This window comes from Rhizobium sp. UFLA01-1127 (genome assembly GCF_059803845.1).
Genome location: NZ_JAUQTZ010000066.1, coordinates 1 through 14,550 on the forward strand (window position 1 = coordinate 1; position 14,550 = coordinate 14,550).

Below are 14,550 nucleotides of genomic sequence, written 5' to 3' on the forward strand. Positions count from 1 at the left end.
CAGCACTAATGCTGGTTCTAATGCCAGAACATCGCCTAACTGGCTCGTTCAGCAAAATCCGTTCACCGGACGCTCACGTCTATCGCGCGACCTTGCATATTACATTTCTCAAAAATGACGTCTTCGAAAGTGGTGACCAAACCCGCAAGGCTGGGATCGTTGTCCACGAGATTCTACTTCCTCGCATCTGGCGTCTAATTTAGGCCAGCGCTTATTGGCTCGGCGCGGCAACTGGAAAGACCTTGTCGACGATATTTTGGCCTCCATCGATTTCGACCGCAAATGAATAGTGTAGTGAGCTAGGAAGTCGGCCGAATGCCTCAGTCAAACTCATTCTTCGATAGGAGGTTGCAATATTAACAAGCTCGGGATCCTCGCGAAGATAGATTTCCGCTTCCCACAATTGACCATGAGCCTTACGCAGTTGCGGCAAAAGTTGACGCCCGTTTTCATCCTCGATGAATCTATGGGAGTCGGATGATGTGGCGCCCATCAGGATGTTCCATATGTCTTCCGGGGCTTTTCGCCCTTCGAGAAAGAGCTCATGCGCATTTTCCGGCATTTCAATGCCTGCCAAACTATATAGCTCGTGCAGATCATGTGGCAGCGGATCGGTTTCCTTGCGACTGGTCAAATCCATCAGCAGCCCAATATCCAGCGAGAGGGTGAAATGACGCCCGTTCCTGTGCCAGAGATCGACCGTTCCCAGGCTCGAATATCCAAAAGCGGCGAAATCCTTACTTTGTAGGTTTGGTGCTTCGGCTAATATGGCTGCGAGAAAATCGTCAAACATGAACGGCATGCACAACCAGTAATTACGGTCTGCGTAATACCCGACGCCGTGCTCCGTCCAAAAAGCTATCAAATCCGCCGGAAGCCTGTTGTGGGCCTTATTGGCCTCTACTTCCGAAATCCGCTTCGCCTGTCGCGGCTCTTCTCGCGCTGTAAGAAATTCGTCGGCTGACATGTGACCTCGCTAAATTGCTCTCGCCAATGTCTATTCGGTATTGCTTAGCCAGTTCTCATCCTTGCGACTTTCAGACTTATCGAGGCAACAATTAGATGTCCGGATGGTCGATCCGCGCCCAAGCCTGACCGTCAAATCGAAAAATGTCCTTTGAAGCGACCACCCATAAAACATCTCCAGCGGATTGTGCAAAGAACGGCCCGTTATCAATGGATGCGGGCTCATCACGACTGGAGAGGCGAGGTAGCGGCGGCTGAAATCTGCGGAATTCGCCGCTGCTTGGATCAAGCTCATAAAGACCTCCCGGTCTAACGCTCGCAGGTAAAACAAGTTTGCCACGATAGGATGTAATCGAATGAAACAGGTTCCGCCGTGTATCAGCATTTACCGGAGCGAACCCGCGATTGCGGCTTCCGTGTAAGATAACGCCCTCACGACCGCAGACCCAGACACTTTCGGCGTTTTCAATATAAATGCCGGTCAGCGCAGCTTCAGCCAGCGGAATATTGATTTCATGCAGCTCACTGCCGTCCCAGAAGCAAAGGACAGGCTTTGTTCGCTCGGTTCCACACAAATAGATGGCATCTTCTGAAAGCCCCTTGATATCATAGAAGACTACCTCTCGCGTACCTGGATTGAGAGCTTTCTGGATTATCCATTCTTTCCAGCCGGGCTGCCCCAAACTAGGGCCACTCTCCAACAACCGCTTCTTTGCTTCAGGATCATTCAGCACCGCGTCAGATAGCATTCGCCAGTCATCACGGCCATAACGGGCGTAAACCTGCCCGCCTGCGCCGCAAGCATAAAGCCGCTCGCCAATCTGGGAGATTTTCAACATCTTGCCGTAGAATTTGGAATCGTCCGCCGTTGTGCCTGCACCGACAATCCGCTCCTGGAATCTATCGGGCGATGCGAAATGATAAACATCGCCTTCTGCTGACAATAGAACGAAATAGGACTGAGATGAATCGTGGTCATTAAAATAGACCACATCCTGAACGCTGAGCGGGAAATTTTCGTAATACCAATATTCACCAAGATCGGCTCGATGGCGATACTGATAAGCACGCGCGTCGGGTTGATAAATCTCTGCGCTATCCAACACAGCAACGACACATAATACGTCTTCAGATGCAACTCCAGCACGTGATAAGCTTATCATTTTCACTGTCCGCCCTTCTTCCATGGGTATGTCGCACCACTCTTAAGAGCTCCTATCGTTTCAGGCTCCAACGGATTTTTTCCAATATCCTTAACAGCGCGAAGTAGCTGGTTATCATTTTTCGGTCCAAATTGCTCACCAACCTTTTCGGCTATCTCTTGCGCGCAATCCGGTCTCGCACCAATCATTGCCATGGTCGAGATTGTCACAACATCAGACAACTTTGCGGTTCCAGGAGGGGACGAACCTTTCCCCAGGCTTTCGATGCTGCTATCCCCCAAATGCGCCTCGTGATGCTCGGTGTCTTGCATAGCTGCATTGCCTATGACGCAAATTGCCATGCCATCATTCAAACTTGGCATATTTGGAATGCGCTTATCTCCGTCGCTTCGTGCACCGTAGCGTAACGTCCAATCCGGCACGATATGGTGTGCTTGCATGCCGTATTGTCCGCAGATATCTCTCATCTTTCCGTAGCGGTCTACTTGGCATTTTTTTCGATATTCGTCGCGCTCTTTAATTCGCACAGTGTCGGCTAGGGGAACTGGCTGAAGGGTAGCCAGCGTCTGCCTACGCTTACGAAGCTCGGCTTTCGTTTCTTCTACTATGGCGCCACCGCTATCCCAAAACGGCAGGCCGTCTATTCGCTGTAACGCTTCTCGAAGGCGCTTGGCTTCGTAGTCGTCTTGCGGGGGAAAATCCGAAAAATTCCTTTTATTGGTGGGGATCAGCATGCCTGCTGCGAAGATGCCAATGCCGAGCAACACAGTTCCAAGGCCCACCCCCGTTGCCGTCGCAGCAGTTCCGCCAGCTGCAGTTGTCGCCGCCCCCCCAGTAGCGGCTGTTCCGGCTGCGGCGCCTTCTCCCAGCAAAGCCGCGCCACCTGCAGGCGCGACGAAACCGAGAACTGCACCAGGAGGAGCGGCATTTTGCCCGGAACGGCTTGCTGTAGAGGTGGCGGCTCGCAGCGAACCGGGTATCGGGTCATCGTCTTTAGGCGGGTCAAAAGTTTTTGTATTTTTTACGAAGATTGCTTCGCCCTGGGTATTTTTATTATTCATCCAGAAGCGATCAAGATGCCTGATAACATGGGATCCTTCCGCCTTAACTTGTGAGGCATGCCCAATAGGTTCACAGATGCTTTCGACGGTTCCCGATTTCACCCCTTTCTTTGTTCCAGGTGCATCACCGTGCACGTGTGTGGTGCAAGACCGCATTACCATGGCTCTGTAACCAGTAAATCGGACAGAAGACGTGTAGTTACGATCATGCCCGCAATAATCAACAACAGGATACGGAATAGGAACGATGGATGAACCGACCGGTGTCAGACAAACATCTGGAGAAAGTGACACGATACGTGCGTCATCGACATCTCGAAGACCTTCGAGTGGTCGGTTTGTAGTCCATGGCGCTGGATAACCAGGGTCACCTATACGATTGTCACCTACTCCGCTCATGCCGCCGTCTCCGTACTTTGAGTATCGCAAGCAGCAGACATTCTAACTCTCGTCAGCGTAAGTTTCACATCGGCAGCTTCTGGAAGAGAAAACCGCGCCCTCCAAGTCAGCAACACCCGATCATCCGAGCGCCAATCGAATTGAACGCCGTCAAGCTTCAGGACATGCCAATCGCCCGTATCCTCGCTCATGCAATGAACGCCGAAGGTTAAGCCCGGCAATTGGCCAACCGCTCGAGGCAAATTGGCGTGGAGATTTTCGAGCTGATAACTCTCATCTCCAAGCAGATGCGGTGTCGCGATCAGGTCGGGATGGGCGCATTGCCAGAAACGAGGATCGAAGTCAGCCGGCAGCAATGGATGACGTTCGTTTAGCCAATGCTCGTCGTATGTTCCGGAATATTTTTGTCGAGAACGCCACCAAGGGGAAATTGGGCCGAAACCTTGCGGCTGTTCAGCGGCACGCCAATCCAGTTGCTGATCGTTATCGATCGTGATCTGCGGCGCCGGCACAGGAACGGAGCCCGGCTCCATATCAAGATTGACGATGCCACAGCCCAAGGGATTATATGCTTCCACATCGGCGGGAATGTCAGCGTCCGGATCACCCGTGCCCGGCATCTCGCCGCCATAGGCTTTCGACCATGTCATTGGCACGAGGCCTACGGGGGTCGTTTCCGAAAGTCTCCAGTCTTTAATCACCCGCTTCGGTTCGTTGGCGGAGAATCCGGCCCAGGCATCGCGAACAATCGGCTTCCAGAAACGCTCGCCATGAACACGCAGCCTCTTTTCGAGATGACCAACACGCAGTGAGACCGGCCAATCCGTCGCTGACTGACCTCCGGGCGCATAAGCATTACCGAGGAAGGTAACGTCCGTGCCTGGCTTTTCCGGGGTCAAATCGGTTTGCCGCAGCATGATGCCCTTGTGGGGATCGCCATCATAGGCATCCTCCCATTGGAACTCCTCCTGCTCCCGCATGATTTCCAGCGGCTGGCCCTGATTGTGATGGAACGTGCCGCGAACGGCCACGACACAATCCAGCTTGCCGTCCTTGTCGAATTGACGGAATGCCATCGCCGGAAAAGGCAGCCGATTGATCAGTTCCATGAAACGCCTCAGTTCAAATCGATCGGCTTGCCGCGCAGCTGGAAGTGGTCCGTCGCCACGAAATTGAATGTTTTTCCAAGGATGATGACTTCGCCGTTGGATTTCATGATGAATTTGGAGTCGCCGCATTCGATGACGAACTCCTCGCCAACCGCGATCTTCTTGAATTTGCCCACGCTCTCCAAAGAAGTCTGGCCGACATTCGTGACCTTGCTCATACCGATCTGCTCAGCGCGTGCGACACCGATCGTGTCGGACTTAAAGGCGCCGACAACGGTGTTCATGATGCCCGGAAGCGGGAATAGGCCGCCCGCGGCATCCCCTACTCCCGTGCCCGAACCGGCGAGATCCGTGCCAGCATCCGCCCTTGGATTAGCCCCTGAAACCACACCTTCTCGGCTACCAAGACCACCAGCCCCTAAGAAACCCAGTGCCGAGGAAGCAATCGTTCCAGCAAAAGCGGCAAGTCCGCCCCCACCACCACCGGCAATCTGGCCAGCTTGTGCCAGCAATCCCGCCGTATGACCGGACAACCCCTGCACCGCTCCCATCAGCGCCATGGCCATCGGCCCTGTACCGCCAACCACCGTATTCACCGATCCACCGATCTCGTGCTTCTGGTTGCCGCTCACTTCTACCGCGCGGTTGCCGCCGATGGAGGCGACTTCGTGGCGGTCGACGCGTTTGGTGCGGTCGTTGCGGATGCGCGTCGTCTGGTCCTTCTGGGCGTGGAAGAACATGTTCTCGCGGCCAGCATCATCCTCGAAGGTCATTTCGTTGAAGCCGGTGCCCTTATGGGTGTTAGAGCGCATGACCATGCGGGTCTTGTTGCCGGGAAGGTCGTAAGGCACGCCGTTGCTCGGGTTCGGCACCACGCCGGTCACCAACGGCCGGTCCGGATCGCCGTCGATGAAGGCGACCATGACTTCCATGCCGATGCGCGGGATGACCTGACCGCCCCATGTGCCGCCGGCCCAGTTCTGGGCGACGCGCACCCAGCAGGTGTCCGATCCATCCTTCTTGGCGCGGCGGTCCCAGGGATACCAGAGCTTGATGCGGCCATATTGGTCGGGGTGGATTTCTTCCCCCGCAGGGCCGGCGACGATCGCGACCTGCGTGCCGCGGATGCGCGGCCGCTCGGTTGTGCGATGCGGTGTCATCGCCACGCGTGACGGCACGGCTTCGAATTCGTTGGTATATTCCGGCTGACCCATATTGGTTTCGTAGGAGGGATCGACCGCGAAATGGCTCGCGCGCACGATGACGTGTTCTTCGTAGACATGCTCGGGATGCGCCACTTCATAGGGCGTAAAGCGCCGGCCGGCCTCCAATATGCGTGAGGTCGATCGTCCGAGGACGCGATTGTGGTCGGCTTCGCTTGCCTGCATGCGCAGCTTCTGTGCCCGCTCGGCCTCGGCCACGGAGGAAATGCGGGCCGGATATTCGTAAAGCTCCCGCTTCATCGCCCCCGGCATCTGCACCAGCGAAGGCGTGGTTGTGCCTGGCACCATCTGCGGCGTCTCGAAATTCCAGTCGGCGCCGGAGCGCTGTCCGGGGATGTAAGCGTAATGCTTCATCCAATCGTTGATATGGTTGCGGTCGGTCGAGCCCTGGGCAAGACGGATGTTGCCTTCGCCTTGCGCGGCAGGTGACGGCCCCGCCCAGGAATTGGCGCCGTCGGCGACATGCAGCCGATGGCTGCCCTCTTCATGCGAAAACCAATAGAAAAGACCGTCCTCTTCGAAGCGGCGGGTGAGATAATCCAGATCCGTTTCGTTCCACTGCACCGAATAGTGCTGCGGCGGAGGCGGGGTAACGACACCCGAGACATCGGGGGCGGGAATTCCATGCTCGGAAAAGAGCGTCTCTACGATATCGATGCTGGTCTTGTCCATCCAGATGCGGCAATCCGACCGCTGCGACAGGAGCCACATCTGCGGCTTCAGCACCATGGAATAGGAGCGCAGCCCGCGCGTGATCGGAGGACCTTCCTGAAGTGCCGTCACGAGACCATTGAACGGACGGCGAACGCCGTCGCCTCCATCTTCGGACTGTTGAACCTCCAGTGAAATATCGATCAGACGACCGATCAGCTCTTCCGGCTTGATGACCTCGCGCTTGGCACGCACGGAAAGCCGGATGTCGAAAAGCGACGATACGCCTTCCGTTATCATTACCCGCTCCGGCAGAAGCTGGTCCGTGCCAAGCGGCGAAACGACCCGCAGATTTCGGGTCGCCTGGATGAAATCATTGGCCGACGGCTGATCGTTCATAAAACGCTTCTCGCTCTTTGCCTCGTGTCAAAACCGGTCCTTGTGCAGGCCGGCCATTAGCCGGTCGCGGACGCGGCTTGTGAAAAGCGGCGCTGAAAATTCTGCAGGAGCGTCAGCCGATCGAACTGCTGCAAGATCTCGAAGCGCTTCGACTGGCTGTTGTAGTAGGCAGCCGCCATCGGCCTGTCGTCGCCCTTCTGAATGAAGGGCACGGCGGGATTGCCATAGAGAACCTTGCCAGGGGCCGGATCCTTGCCGAAAATATCAAGGAAGTTCAGGGGAACCACTGCCTTATATTGCTCCATGGCCGTCGCCTGGATGATATTCTTCTTGCCGGTATAGGCATGAACGATGCTGGTCTTGCCGTTCGGAACGCTGACGATCTGCTGGCCCGGCTTGATCCATTCGGTCAGAAGCTCGCGGAAGCCCGGCATTTCCTGGAGCTTCTTGCCTTCGAAATAGACATCTTCGACCAGCGCGATGGTATAGACGTAACGCATAACCTGAAGATGGCTCGTACCGACGACCTTTACGCCCTTGACCTTGTAGCTGGGTGCAACCATGCCAAAGATGCTCTCGGTCGACGTATATTCAACGATCAAATGCTGCGGCGTCAAAGACACTTTATCTATCGGCAATCCACTCACGGGACGATCTCCTAGCTTCCCCGAACGGACACGAGATGCCTCCCAGTCGCAGATGCGATACCGGATTCATCTGCACCAAGTGCCGTGCTTGACTTTAGACATTCGGACGATGCGGAGGCGCCGGCATATCCGGTCGGCGCCTCTGTTTCACGCGATGGCGTTATGCAGCCTTCGTCGTTGCCAGATCGTAAGACGCGATCATCGGCGACTGCGGGGTCTGCGAGTCGTCGTAAGGCGTGTACTTCACTTCCATCTTGGTGAAGTTCAGCTTGATCGTTTCGACCGGACGGTCACCGTTGGAATCGACCGAGTAGCTGGCGATCAGCGTGTTGGTGAGCGTGTACTCGATGTAGGTATCGCCCGGATTGCCTGTCGTGACGAGATGGATCACGGCCTGCTTGCCGGTACGGCCCGAGCATGCTTCCTGGAAAAGCTTGGTCGACGAGGAATCGCTGACCTTGGTCAGGATGACTTCCGAAACGGTGGGCTCGGAAGCTTCGCGGTTCGCCGCCGAACCGGCTGACGTCTTCATGTTGCGCGCGACGTTCCAGTGGATAACTTCGATATCCATCCACTTCTTGTGCTGCTCGTGGGTTGCATCGCCCTGAATTCCGTCAATCTGCAGATAAATCGGCATGCTCTGAATTCTCCTGTTGGGATTTGAATTCGCCCTGTCGCTGCAGGGCGGGGTTGCCTTTCCGTCTAATGCCGCATCCGGACACTGTGTTCGCCCGGGGCTGCCTTATTCGCCGCGCCACCGTCTTCAGGGCCGACGAATTCATTGTCGCTCCCCGGATTCTCCTCGATGAGAAACCGGTGACCGTGAAAACCGATGGTGATGCCGCCAACCTTGCGCCCCGCCGCAACCGTATCGAGGAAGAAGGTCGACAGTTCCGGCAGGAGATCGCGCCCGATCATGGTTTCGATGGCGCGCGCACCCATTTCGCTCGCCTTGGCGCGGCCGACCAACGCCTCGCGGGCTTCGGCGCTGAGCGAAACGCTCGTGCCGTACGAAGCCTTGACACGATCACGGATGCGGCCGATCTGGATGTCGACAATCCCGCTCAGCGTCTCGCCGTTCAACGGCATGAAGGGCAGAACGGTCGTGCGGCCGACAAAGGCCGGCTTGAAGTGCTTCTGCAATTCCGGAAGCAGCAGTGCTTCCAGTGCTTCGCCCTCGGGCATGGTCTCCGGATCGGCCGCCAATGCCGCCAGCTGTTCCGACCCGGTATTGGCCGTCATCACGATGGTCGTGTTCTTGAAATCGATGTCCCGACCTTCACCGTCGCGCAGCGTTCCCTTGTCGAAGACCTGATAGAACACCTCCTGCACGCCTGGATGCGCCTTGTCGATCTCGTCCAGCAGCAGGACGCCGTAAGGCCGGCGCCGTACGGCCTCCGTCAGGACACCGCCTTCGCCATAGCCGACATAGCCGGGCGGAGATCCGAGCAGCAGCGAAACCTTATGCTCTTCCTTGAATTCGGACATGTTGATGGTCGTCAGATACTGGCTGCCGCCATAAAGAAGATCGGCCAAGGAAAGCGCCGTCTCGGTCTTGCCGGTCCCGGACATGCCGACGAGCAGGAAGACCGCGGGAGGACGGCGCGGATCGGAAAGGCCGGCGCGGGCGGAGCGCATGGCGGCCGATATCCGCGCGATCGCGCCGTCTTGCCCGAGGACGCGCTCCTTGAGCCTTGCATCGAGCGTCTTGACGGTCTCCACTTGATCCGACAGCAGCTTGCCGACGGGAATGCCGGTCCAGCGTGCGACGATCCCGGCGATCACTTCCTTGTCGACCACCCGAGGAACCAATGGCGTTTCACCGGCAATATCGGCAAGGTTTCGCTCGGCCTGTACGAGTGCCGCGCGCGTAACTTCCAGGGACGAACCGTTCGGAGGAAATTGCGCGACATTGTCGCCGCGCGAGCGCGCGCCCTCTTCCGTCTGTTGACCGTCGGGATCGGCAAGCGAGGCCTCAATGCGGTCGGCTTCGCCCGACAGCCTGGTTTCGGCATCGAGTTTGACCTGCAGCCGCTCGATTTCCCGTTCCACTTCGCGCCTCTCGCTCTCGATGACGGCAAGCCGCGCGGCAATCTCCGTTGTCGGCGGCTCGGCAGACAGCGCTTGGGCTTCCACCGAAAGCATCTCCTGCTCGTTGCGCAAGCCTTTCAGGGCCCCGGGAACGGTCTGTCGGGCGAGAGAGACGGCGGCCGCAGCGGTATCGATGAGGCTGATGGCCTTATCCGGCAGTTGCCGCGCCGGAATATACCGCGCTGACAGGCGAACGGCGGCCGCCAGCGCCTCGTCGCGAATGCGCACCTTGTGATGCGCCTTGAAGCTGCCGACCACGCCACGCAACATGCGGATTGCGGTTTCCTCGTCGGGTTCGAGGACCTGGACGACCTGAAAGCGGCGGGTCAGCGCCGCATCCTTCTCGATGTAGCGCTTGTATTCGCTCCAGGTCGTTGCCGCGATCGTTCTAAGCTCGCCGCGCGCAAGTGCGGGTTTCAAGATGTTGGCGGCATCGCCCTGCCCGGCCTGTCCACCGGCGCCGATCAGGCCATGGGCCTCGTCGATGAACAGGATGATCGGCTCTGCCGAGGCTCGCACGGCTGCGACAACGCCGTGCAAGCGGCGCTCGAACTCGCCCTTCACGCCAGCGCCGGCCTGCAGCAGGCTGAGATCGAGAAGAAGGATGCGCACCTGCTTCAGGATATCCGGCACACTGCCGGCGGCAATCTCGAGCGCCAGTGCTTCGGCAATCGCCGTTTTGCCGACGCCTGCTTCACCGACCAGCATCGGATTGTTCTGCCGGCGACGCATGAGGATATCGATGACCTGGCGCAGTTCGCGGTCGCGTCCGATAACCGGATCTATGCGGCCAAGCCTCGCATCCGCCGTGATGTCGCGTGTGTAGAGACGCAAGAATTCGTTGTCCCCCGTGAAGGGAACCGCTTCTGAACTCCGTGGCGGCAAAGCGGCATCGGCGGTAGAAACCGCGTTCAACTTTTTTTCGAGCGCGTTGCGATCGAGGCTGCGCAGCGCGGGCGCCATGCCCCGCGCCATGATTCGCAGCGATTGATCGTCGGTCAGCGCAGTCAGAAGATCAGCCAAGGTGATGCTGTTTCGCCCGCATTGAAGCGACGCGACAATCCACGCCTCGCGCATCAGGCCAAGCAGATTTTGTGAAAGCACCAGCGCTGAACCATCCCCCCTCGGCAGATCGGCGATGGCGTTATCAAGCTCCGCGCGCAGCGTCTGCGAGGAAACGCTAAGTTCTTCAAACAAAGAGCAAACTTCAGATACGTCCAGCAATGACAGTATCCAATGTGCGACATCGACATTCGCATGCCGATCGCGTGCTGCAAGCGACGCTGCAGCCTCGAGACCGACGCGCAATGCGGGCTCAAGCGTTCTGATCAGACGATTGAGATCGATATTCGACACCTAGAAGTTTCCTCCTTTTGGTTTCATTTTCACTACACCCTCCAAATCGCGGCAACAACTAGGGCGGTTAATTGCACGCGTCCAGATCGAATACAAAAAATTTTTCAAGCGGTCAAAAAATGGAATCGTCACAAATCCTTTACAGAATAGACATGGTTGACAAAGGAATATATCGATCTAACTATCACGACCTTAAACGATGTAGCTCGCAATATGGAGTTAATCCACTGATCAGCGTTCGCGACATAGAAAATCCATTTGAAGAAGGCGCGCCTTGCGGAGAAAATATCCGCAACAATACTTCTATGCGTGAAATATACTATAGAATAAAGGATGCAAGAAACCAGGCTCGCGCGGCAGAGCGAGGTATATCACCAGGTGAGAATATTAGTCTTTCACCTCTTTGGACAGATGTTAGCAATCTCGGATTGCAAATTACTTCTTCCAAAAGCAAGGATCTCGAAGTATTGGCATGGCTGGCCGAGGCGGAATTACGTCTGCGCGGATTCGAGGGGTTGAGGGATGTTTACCAGGGAATCGCGTCGCTTTTAGACAAGCATTGGGAGAAATTTCATTCGATCGGAGCGGACGATCTCGAAGAGCGCCTTGCCCCGCTTTCCGGTCTCAATGGGATCGGCGGAGAAGGAACCATCATTCAGGCTGTCAGACTGTCGCCGCTTATTCCCGGCATGAAATTCGGCCAGTTTTCCCTGTGGGATTTCCAGCTGTCGCAGCGCCCGAATGAGGTCAAGCGGCGCGAGGAATTGAGCCAGGCGGCCCTTCAGGTCGGCCCGGCCGCGATGATCTCACATCTCGGTATGGTCGATGGCTGCATTGCCGCCTTCGACCGGCTGGTATTCATCCTGAACGAGCGCTGCGGCCAGATGGCGCCACCGAGTTCCAATACGCGCAACGTCCTGCAAGAAGCGGCGCTGGCCCTTCGCTCCCTTGCCGGCATCGAATCTTCGCAAACCGAGGTCCAGCCCGAGCCGCCGCAGGAAGGTGCCGGCGAGCCGGCGCAAGGCCGCCCGCGGCACTTGAGCGCCGAGCAGATCAGCTCACGCGAAGAGGCGTTCGAGCTGCTGCTTGCCGTCGCACGCTACTTTCGCCGCACGGAACCGCATTCCCCGATCTCGATGTCGATCGAGACGCTGGTCAGGCGCGGTCGCATGGATTTTTCCGAACTGCTGGCTGAACTTCTGCCCGAGCAGCAGGCTCGCAATGCCGTGCTGACGGCGGCGGGCATTCAGCTGAAATCGAACAAGAATGGGTGAAAGATACAACCGGCATCCGAAGTTTTTGCAACCCACCCTTTCCAAAGTCGAGTTGCGCCACATTTGAACAGCGAATTTGCCGCTGGCATTGAAGGAGAAGTTTTATGGCGAGTGTTCACGAAAAACTGGAGCGAGTGCGCAAGCCGCGGGTCCACATCAAATACGAGGTGGAAACCGAAGGCGCCATGGTCGTCAAGGAATTGCCCTTTGTCGTCGGCGTGCTCGGCGACTTCTCCGGCAATCCGACCCAACCGCTGAAGCCGTTTGGTGAGCGCAAATTCGTTCAGATCGATCGCGACAATTTCGACGACGTGATGCGCCGCATGACGCCAGGCCTGAACATTTCGGTCGAGAATATGCTCGAGGGCGACGGCTCACAGCTTCCCGTCTCGCTGAAATTCGAAAGCATGCAGGATTTCGAGCCCGGCTCCGTCGTCAGTCAGGTGCCAGCCTTGAAGGCGCTGCTTGACGCCCGCAATCAGCTTCGCGATCTCATGAGCAAGGCAGACCGCTCGGAAGAGCTGGAGCGCTTGCTCGAGGATGTCCTGCAGAACAAGACAGACCTCTCGAAGCTGATGGCCGAGCTCGGATTGGGCGAAAAGCCCGCCGCAAGCTGATCGTCGCCGGCGATCGGCAACGGCCGGTCGTCCAATCCTGTTTCAAGCGGCCGATAGCGGCGGGTCTCATGGCTCTGCCAATATCGCCCGCATATTCCGCAAGGATCGAAAAATGAGCGCTGAAAGCCAACTTAAGACGAAAGAGGCCGAGTTCGCGCCGGAGGAAAATCTGCTGTCGCAGATCGTGGCCGCAACTCGCCAGACCGAACCGGACCGTGCCCAGGATCTGCTTCGTACCCTGACCGACCAGGCTCTCAAGGGCACCGTTACCTATGATCGCAACCTGACGGTCACGCTCAACAACGCAATTGCCGAGCTCGACCGGAAAATCTCCCGGCAGCTTGCCGCGATCATGCAGTCGCCTGAATTCACCAAGCTCGAAGGCAGCTGGCGCGGCCTGCAATATCTGGTCAAGAACAGCGAGACCAGCGTCAACCTGAAGATCCGCGTGCTGAACGCATCGAAGCGTGATGTTTCCAAGGATCTGGCAAAGGCCGTGGAATTCGACCAGTCGCGGCTGTTCAAGTCGATCTACGAAGACGAGTTCGGCACGCCGGGCGGTGAGCCCATGGGCGCTCTGATCGGCGACTATGAATTCGACAATTCCTTCGATGACGTCCAGACGCTGCAGGGGATTTCCTCGATTGCAGCGGCCGCCTTTGCGCCATTCATTTCGGCCGCAAGCCCGCGCATGTTCGGCTTTGACGATTACCGTGAGCTTGCCCGTCCGCGCGATCTGGAAAAGATCTTCGAGACGGTCGAATATGCAAAATGGCGCAGCCTGCGCGATAGCGAGGATTCGCGTTTCGTCACGCTTGCCCTTCCCCGCGTGCTTGCCCGCATGCCTTATGGTCCGAAGACCAATCCGATCGATGACTTCGCCTTTGACGAGACCGAGCATTCGAAAACCGGCGAACTCGATCACAATTCCTATTGCTGGATGAACGCATCCTATGTGATGGGAGCGCGGCTGACGGACGCCTTTGCCCAAAGCGGCTGGTGCACGGCCATTCGTGGCGCGGAAAACGGCGGCAAGGTCGAAAACCTGCCGATGCATATCTTCTCCAGCGACGATGGCGACCTCGATCTCAAATGCCCGACCGAAGTCGGCATTACCGACCGTCGCGACGCCGAGCTCGGCAAACTGGGCTTCCTGCCGCTCTGCCATTACAAGAACACCGATTATGCCGTGTTCTTCGGCGCCCAGACGACACATAAGGCGAAGGTCTACGACAAGCCGGAGGCAACGGCCAATGCCGCCGTTTCCGCGCGCCTGCCCTATATGATGGCCACCTCGCGCTTCGCGCATTATCTGAAGGTCATGGGCCGCGACAAGATCGGCTCCTTCATGGAGGCGCAGGACTGCGAGAACTGGCTCAACCGCTGGATCGCCAACTACGTCAACGCCAATGACGACGCCGGCGAGGAATCCCGTGCCAAATATCCGTTGCGCGATGCGAAGGTGACCGTGCAGGAAGTGCCGGGCAAGCCGGGCTCTTACAATGCTGTCGCCTGGATGCGCCCCTGGCTGCAGATGGAAGAGCTGACCACCTCGCTCCGCATGGTCGCCCGCATTCCGAGCAAGAACTAGGAG

11 protein-coding genes are annotated in these 14,550 nt (G+C 57.3%); 3 read left to right on the top strand and 8 right to left on the bottom strand.

Annotated elements, in window-relative coordinates; translation table 11 throughout:
- Nucleotides 1–211: 211 nt before the first annotated feature.
- The 8 genes from Q4Q11_RS17485 to tssH all read right to left on the bottom strand — a co-directional run bounded on the left by Q4Q11_RS17485 (nucleotide 212) and on the right by tssH (nucleotide 11,065).
- The gene (locus tag Q4Q11_RS17485; RefSeq protein WP_498570295.1) at nucleotides 212–967 is read right to left on the bottom strand and encodes a GAD-like domain-containing protein; all 756 of its coding nucleotides are present in this window, start codon (nucleotides 965–967) and stop codon (nucleotides 212–214) included.
- Between the two features lie 91 nt (nucleotides 968–1,058).
- Nucleotides 1,059–2,135, bottom strand: a complete 1,077-nt coding sequence (locus Q4Q11_RS17490) for a hypothetical protein (protein WP_162736071.1) — start codon at nucleotides 2,133–2,135, stop codon at nucleotides 1,059–1,061.
- Entirely contained in the window at nucleotides 2,132–3,589 is a 1,458-nt protein-coding gene (locus tag Q4Q11_RS17495) for a DUF4150 domain-containing protein (RefSeq protein ID WP_113217634.1), read from the bottom strand. The genes Q4Q11_RS17490 and Q4Q11_RS17495 overlap by 4 nt, the downstream gene beginning before the upstream one ends.
- The gene (locus Q4Q11_RS17500; protein ID WP_113217633.1) at nucleotides 3,586–4,698 is read right to left on the bottom strand and encodes a DUF2169 domain-containing protein; all 1,113 of its coding nucleotides are present in this window, start codon (nucleotides 4,696–4,698) and stop codon (nucleotides 3,586–3,588) included. Before Q4Q11_RS17500 ends, Q4Q11_RS17495 begins: the two co-directional genes overlap by 4 nt.
- An 8-nt stretch (nucleotides 4,699–4,706) precedes the next feature.
- Entirely contained in the window at nucleotides 4,707–6,971 is a 2,265-nt protein-coding gene (gene tssI, locus Q4Q11_RS17505) for a type VI secretion system tip protein TssI/VgrG (RefSeq protein ID WP_498570296.1), read from the bottom strand.
- 56 nt (nucleotides 6,972–7,027) lie between these two features.
- Nucleotides 7,028–7,618, bottom strand: coding sequence for a hypothetical protein (locus Q4Q11_RS17510; protein WP_112512094.1), 591 nt, complete (start codon nucleotides 7,616–7,618; stop codon nucleotides 7,028–7,030).
- A gap of 160 nt (nucleotides 7,619–7,778) precedes the next feature.
- A complete protein-coding gene (locus Q4Q11_RS17515) occupies nucleotides 7,779–8,255 on the bottom strand; it encodes an Hcp family type VI secretion system effector (RefSeq protein WP_047635147.1) in 477 nt (158 codons plus the stop codon).
- Nucleotides 8,256–8,320: 65 nt separating this feature from the next.
- Nucleotides 8,321–11,065, bottom strand: a complete 2,745-nt coding sequence (tssH, locus tag Q4Q11_RS17520; protein ID WP_498570297.1) for a type VI secretion system ATPase TssH — start codon at nucleotides 11,063–11,065, stop codon at nucleotides 8,321–8,323.
- A gap of 230 nt (nucleotides 11,066–11,295) precedes the next feature.
- Between tssH and tssA the strand changes: the two genes are divergently transcribed.
- The 3 genes from tssA to tssC all read left to right on the top strand — a co-directional run bounded on the left by tssA (nucleotide 11,296) and on the right by tssC (nucleotide 14,547).
- Nucleotides 11,296–12,339 (top strand): type VI secretion system protein TssA, encoded by a 1,044-nt coding sequence (tssA, locus tag Q4Q11_RS17525; RefSeq protein ID WP_498570309.1) that lies wholly within the window; start codon nucleotides 11,296–11,298, stop codon nucleotides 12,337–12,339.
- Nucleotides 12,340–12,443: 104 nt separating this feature from the next.
- Nucleotides 12,444–12,956 (top strand): type VI secretion system contractile sheath small subunit, encoded by a 513-nt coding sequence (gene tssB, locus Q4Q11_RS17530; RefSeq protein ID WP_112512091.1) that lies wholly within the window; start codon nucleotides 12,444–12,446, stop codon nucleotides 12,954–12,956.
- A 112-nt stretch (nucleotides 12,957–13,068) separates the two neighbouring features.
- Complete coding sequence (gene tssC, locus Q4Q11_RS17535) at nucleotides 13,069–14,547, top strand: type VI secretion system contractile sheath large subunit (RefSeq protein ID WP_112512090.1); 1,479 nt, start codon at nucleotides 13,069–13,071, stop codon at nucleotides 14,545–14,547.
- The last annotated feature ends 3 nt before the right edge of the window (nucleotides 14,548–14,550 follow it).

Bases quoted from the DNA above. Each gene is read 5' to 3' on its own strand.
- Q4Q11_RS17485 (WP_498570295.1), bottom strand. From the start codon at position 967: ATGTCAGCCGACGAATTTCTTACAGCGCGAGAAGAGCCGCGACAGGCG.
- Q4Q11_RS17495 (WP_113217634.1), bottom strand. From the start codon at position 3,589: ATGAGCGGAGTAGGTGACAATCGTATAGGTGACCCTGGTTATCCAGCG.
- Q4Q11_RS17500 (WP_113217633.1), bottom strand. From the start codon at position 4,698: ATGGAACTGATCAATCGGCTGCCTTTTCCGGCGATGGCATTCCGTCAA.
- tssI (WP_498570296.1), bottom strand. From the start codon at position 6,971: ATGAACGATCAGCCGTCGGCCAATGATTTCATCCAGGCGACCCGAAAT.
- Q4Q11_RS17515 (WP_047635147.1), bottom strand. From the start codon at position 8,255: ATGCCGATTTATCTGCAGATTGACGGAATTCAGGGCGATGCAACCCAC.
- tssB (WP_112512091.1), top strand. From the start codon at position 12,444: ATGGCGAGTGTTCACGAAAAACTGGAGCGAGTGCGCAAGCCGCGGGTC.
- tssC (WP_112512090.1), top strand. From the start codon at position 13,069: ATGAGCGCTGAAAGCCAACTTAAGACGAAAGAGGCCGAGTTCGCGCCG.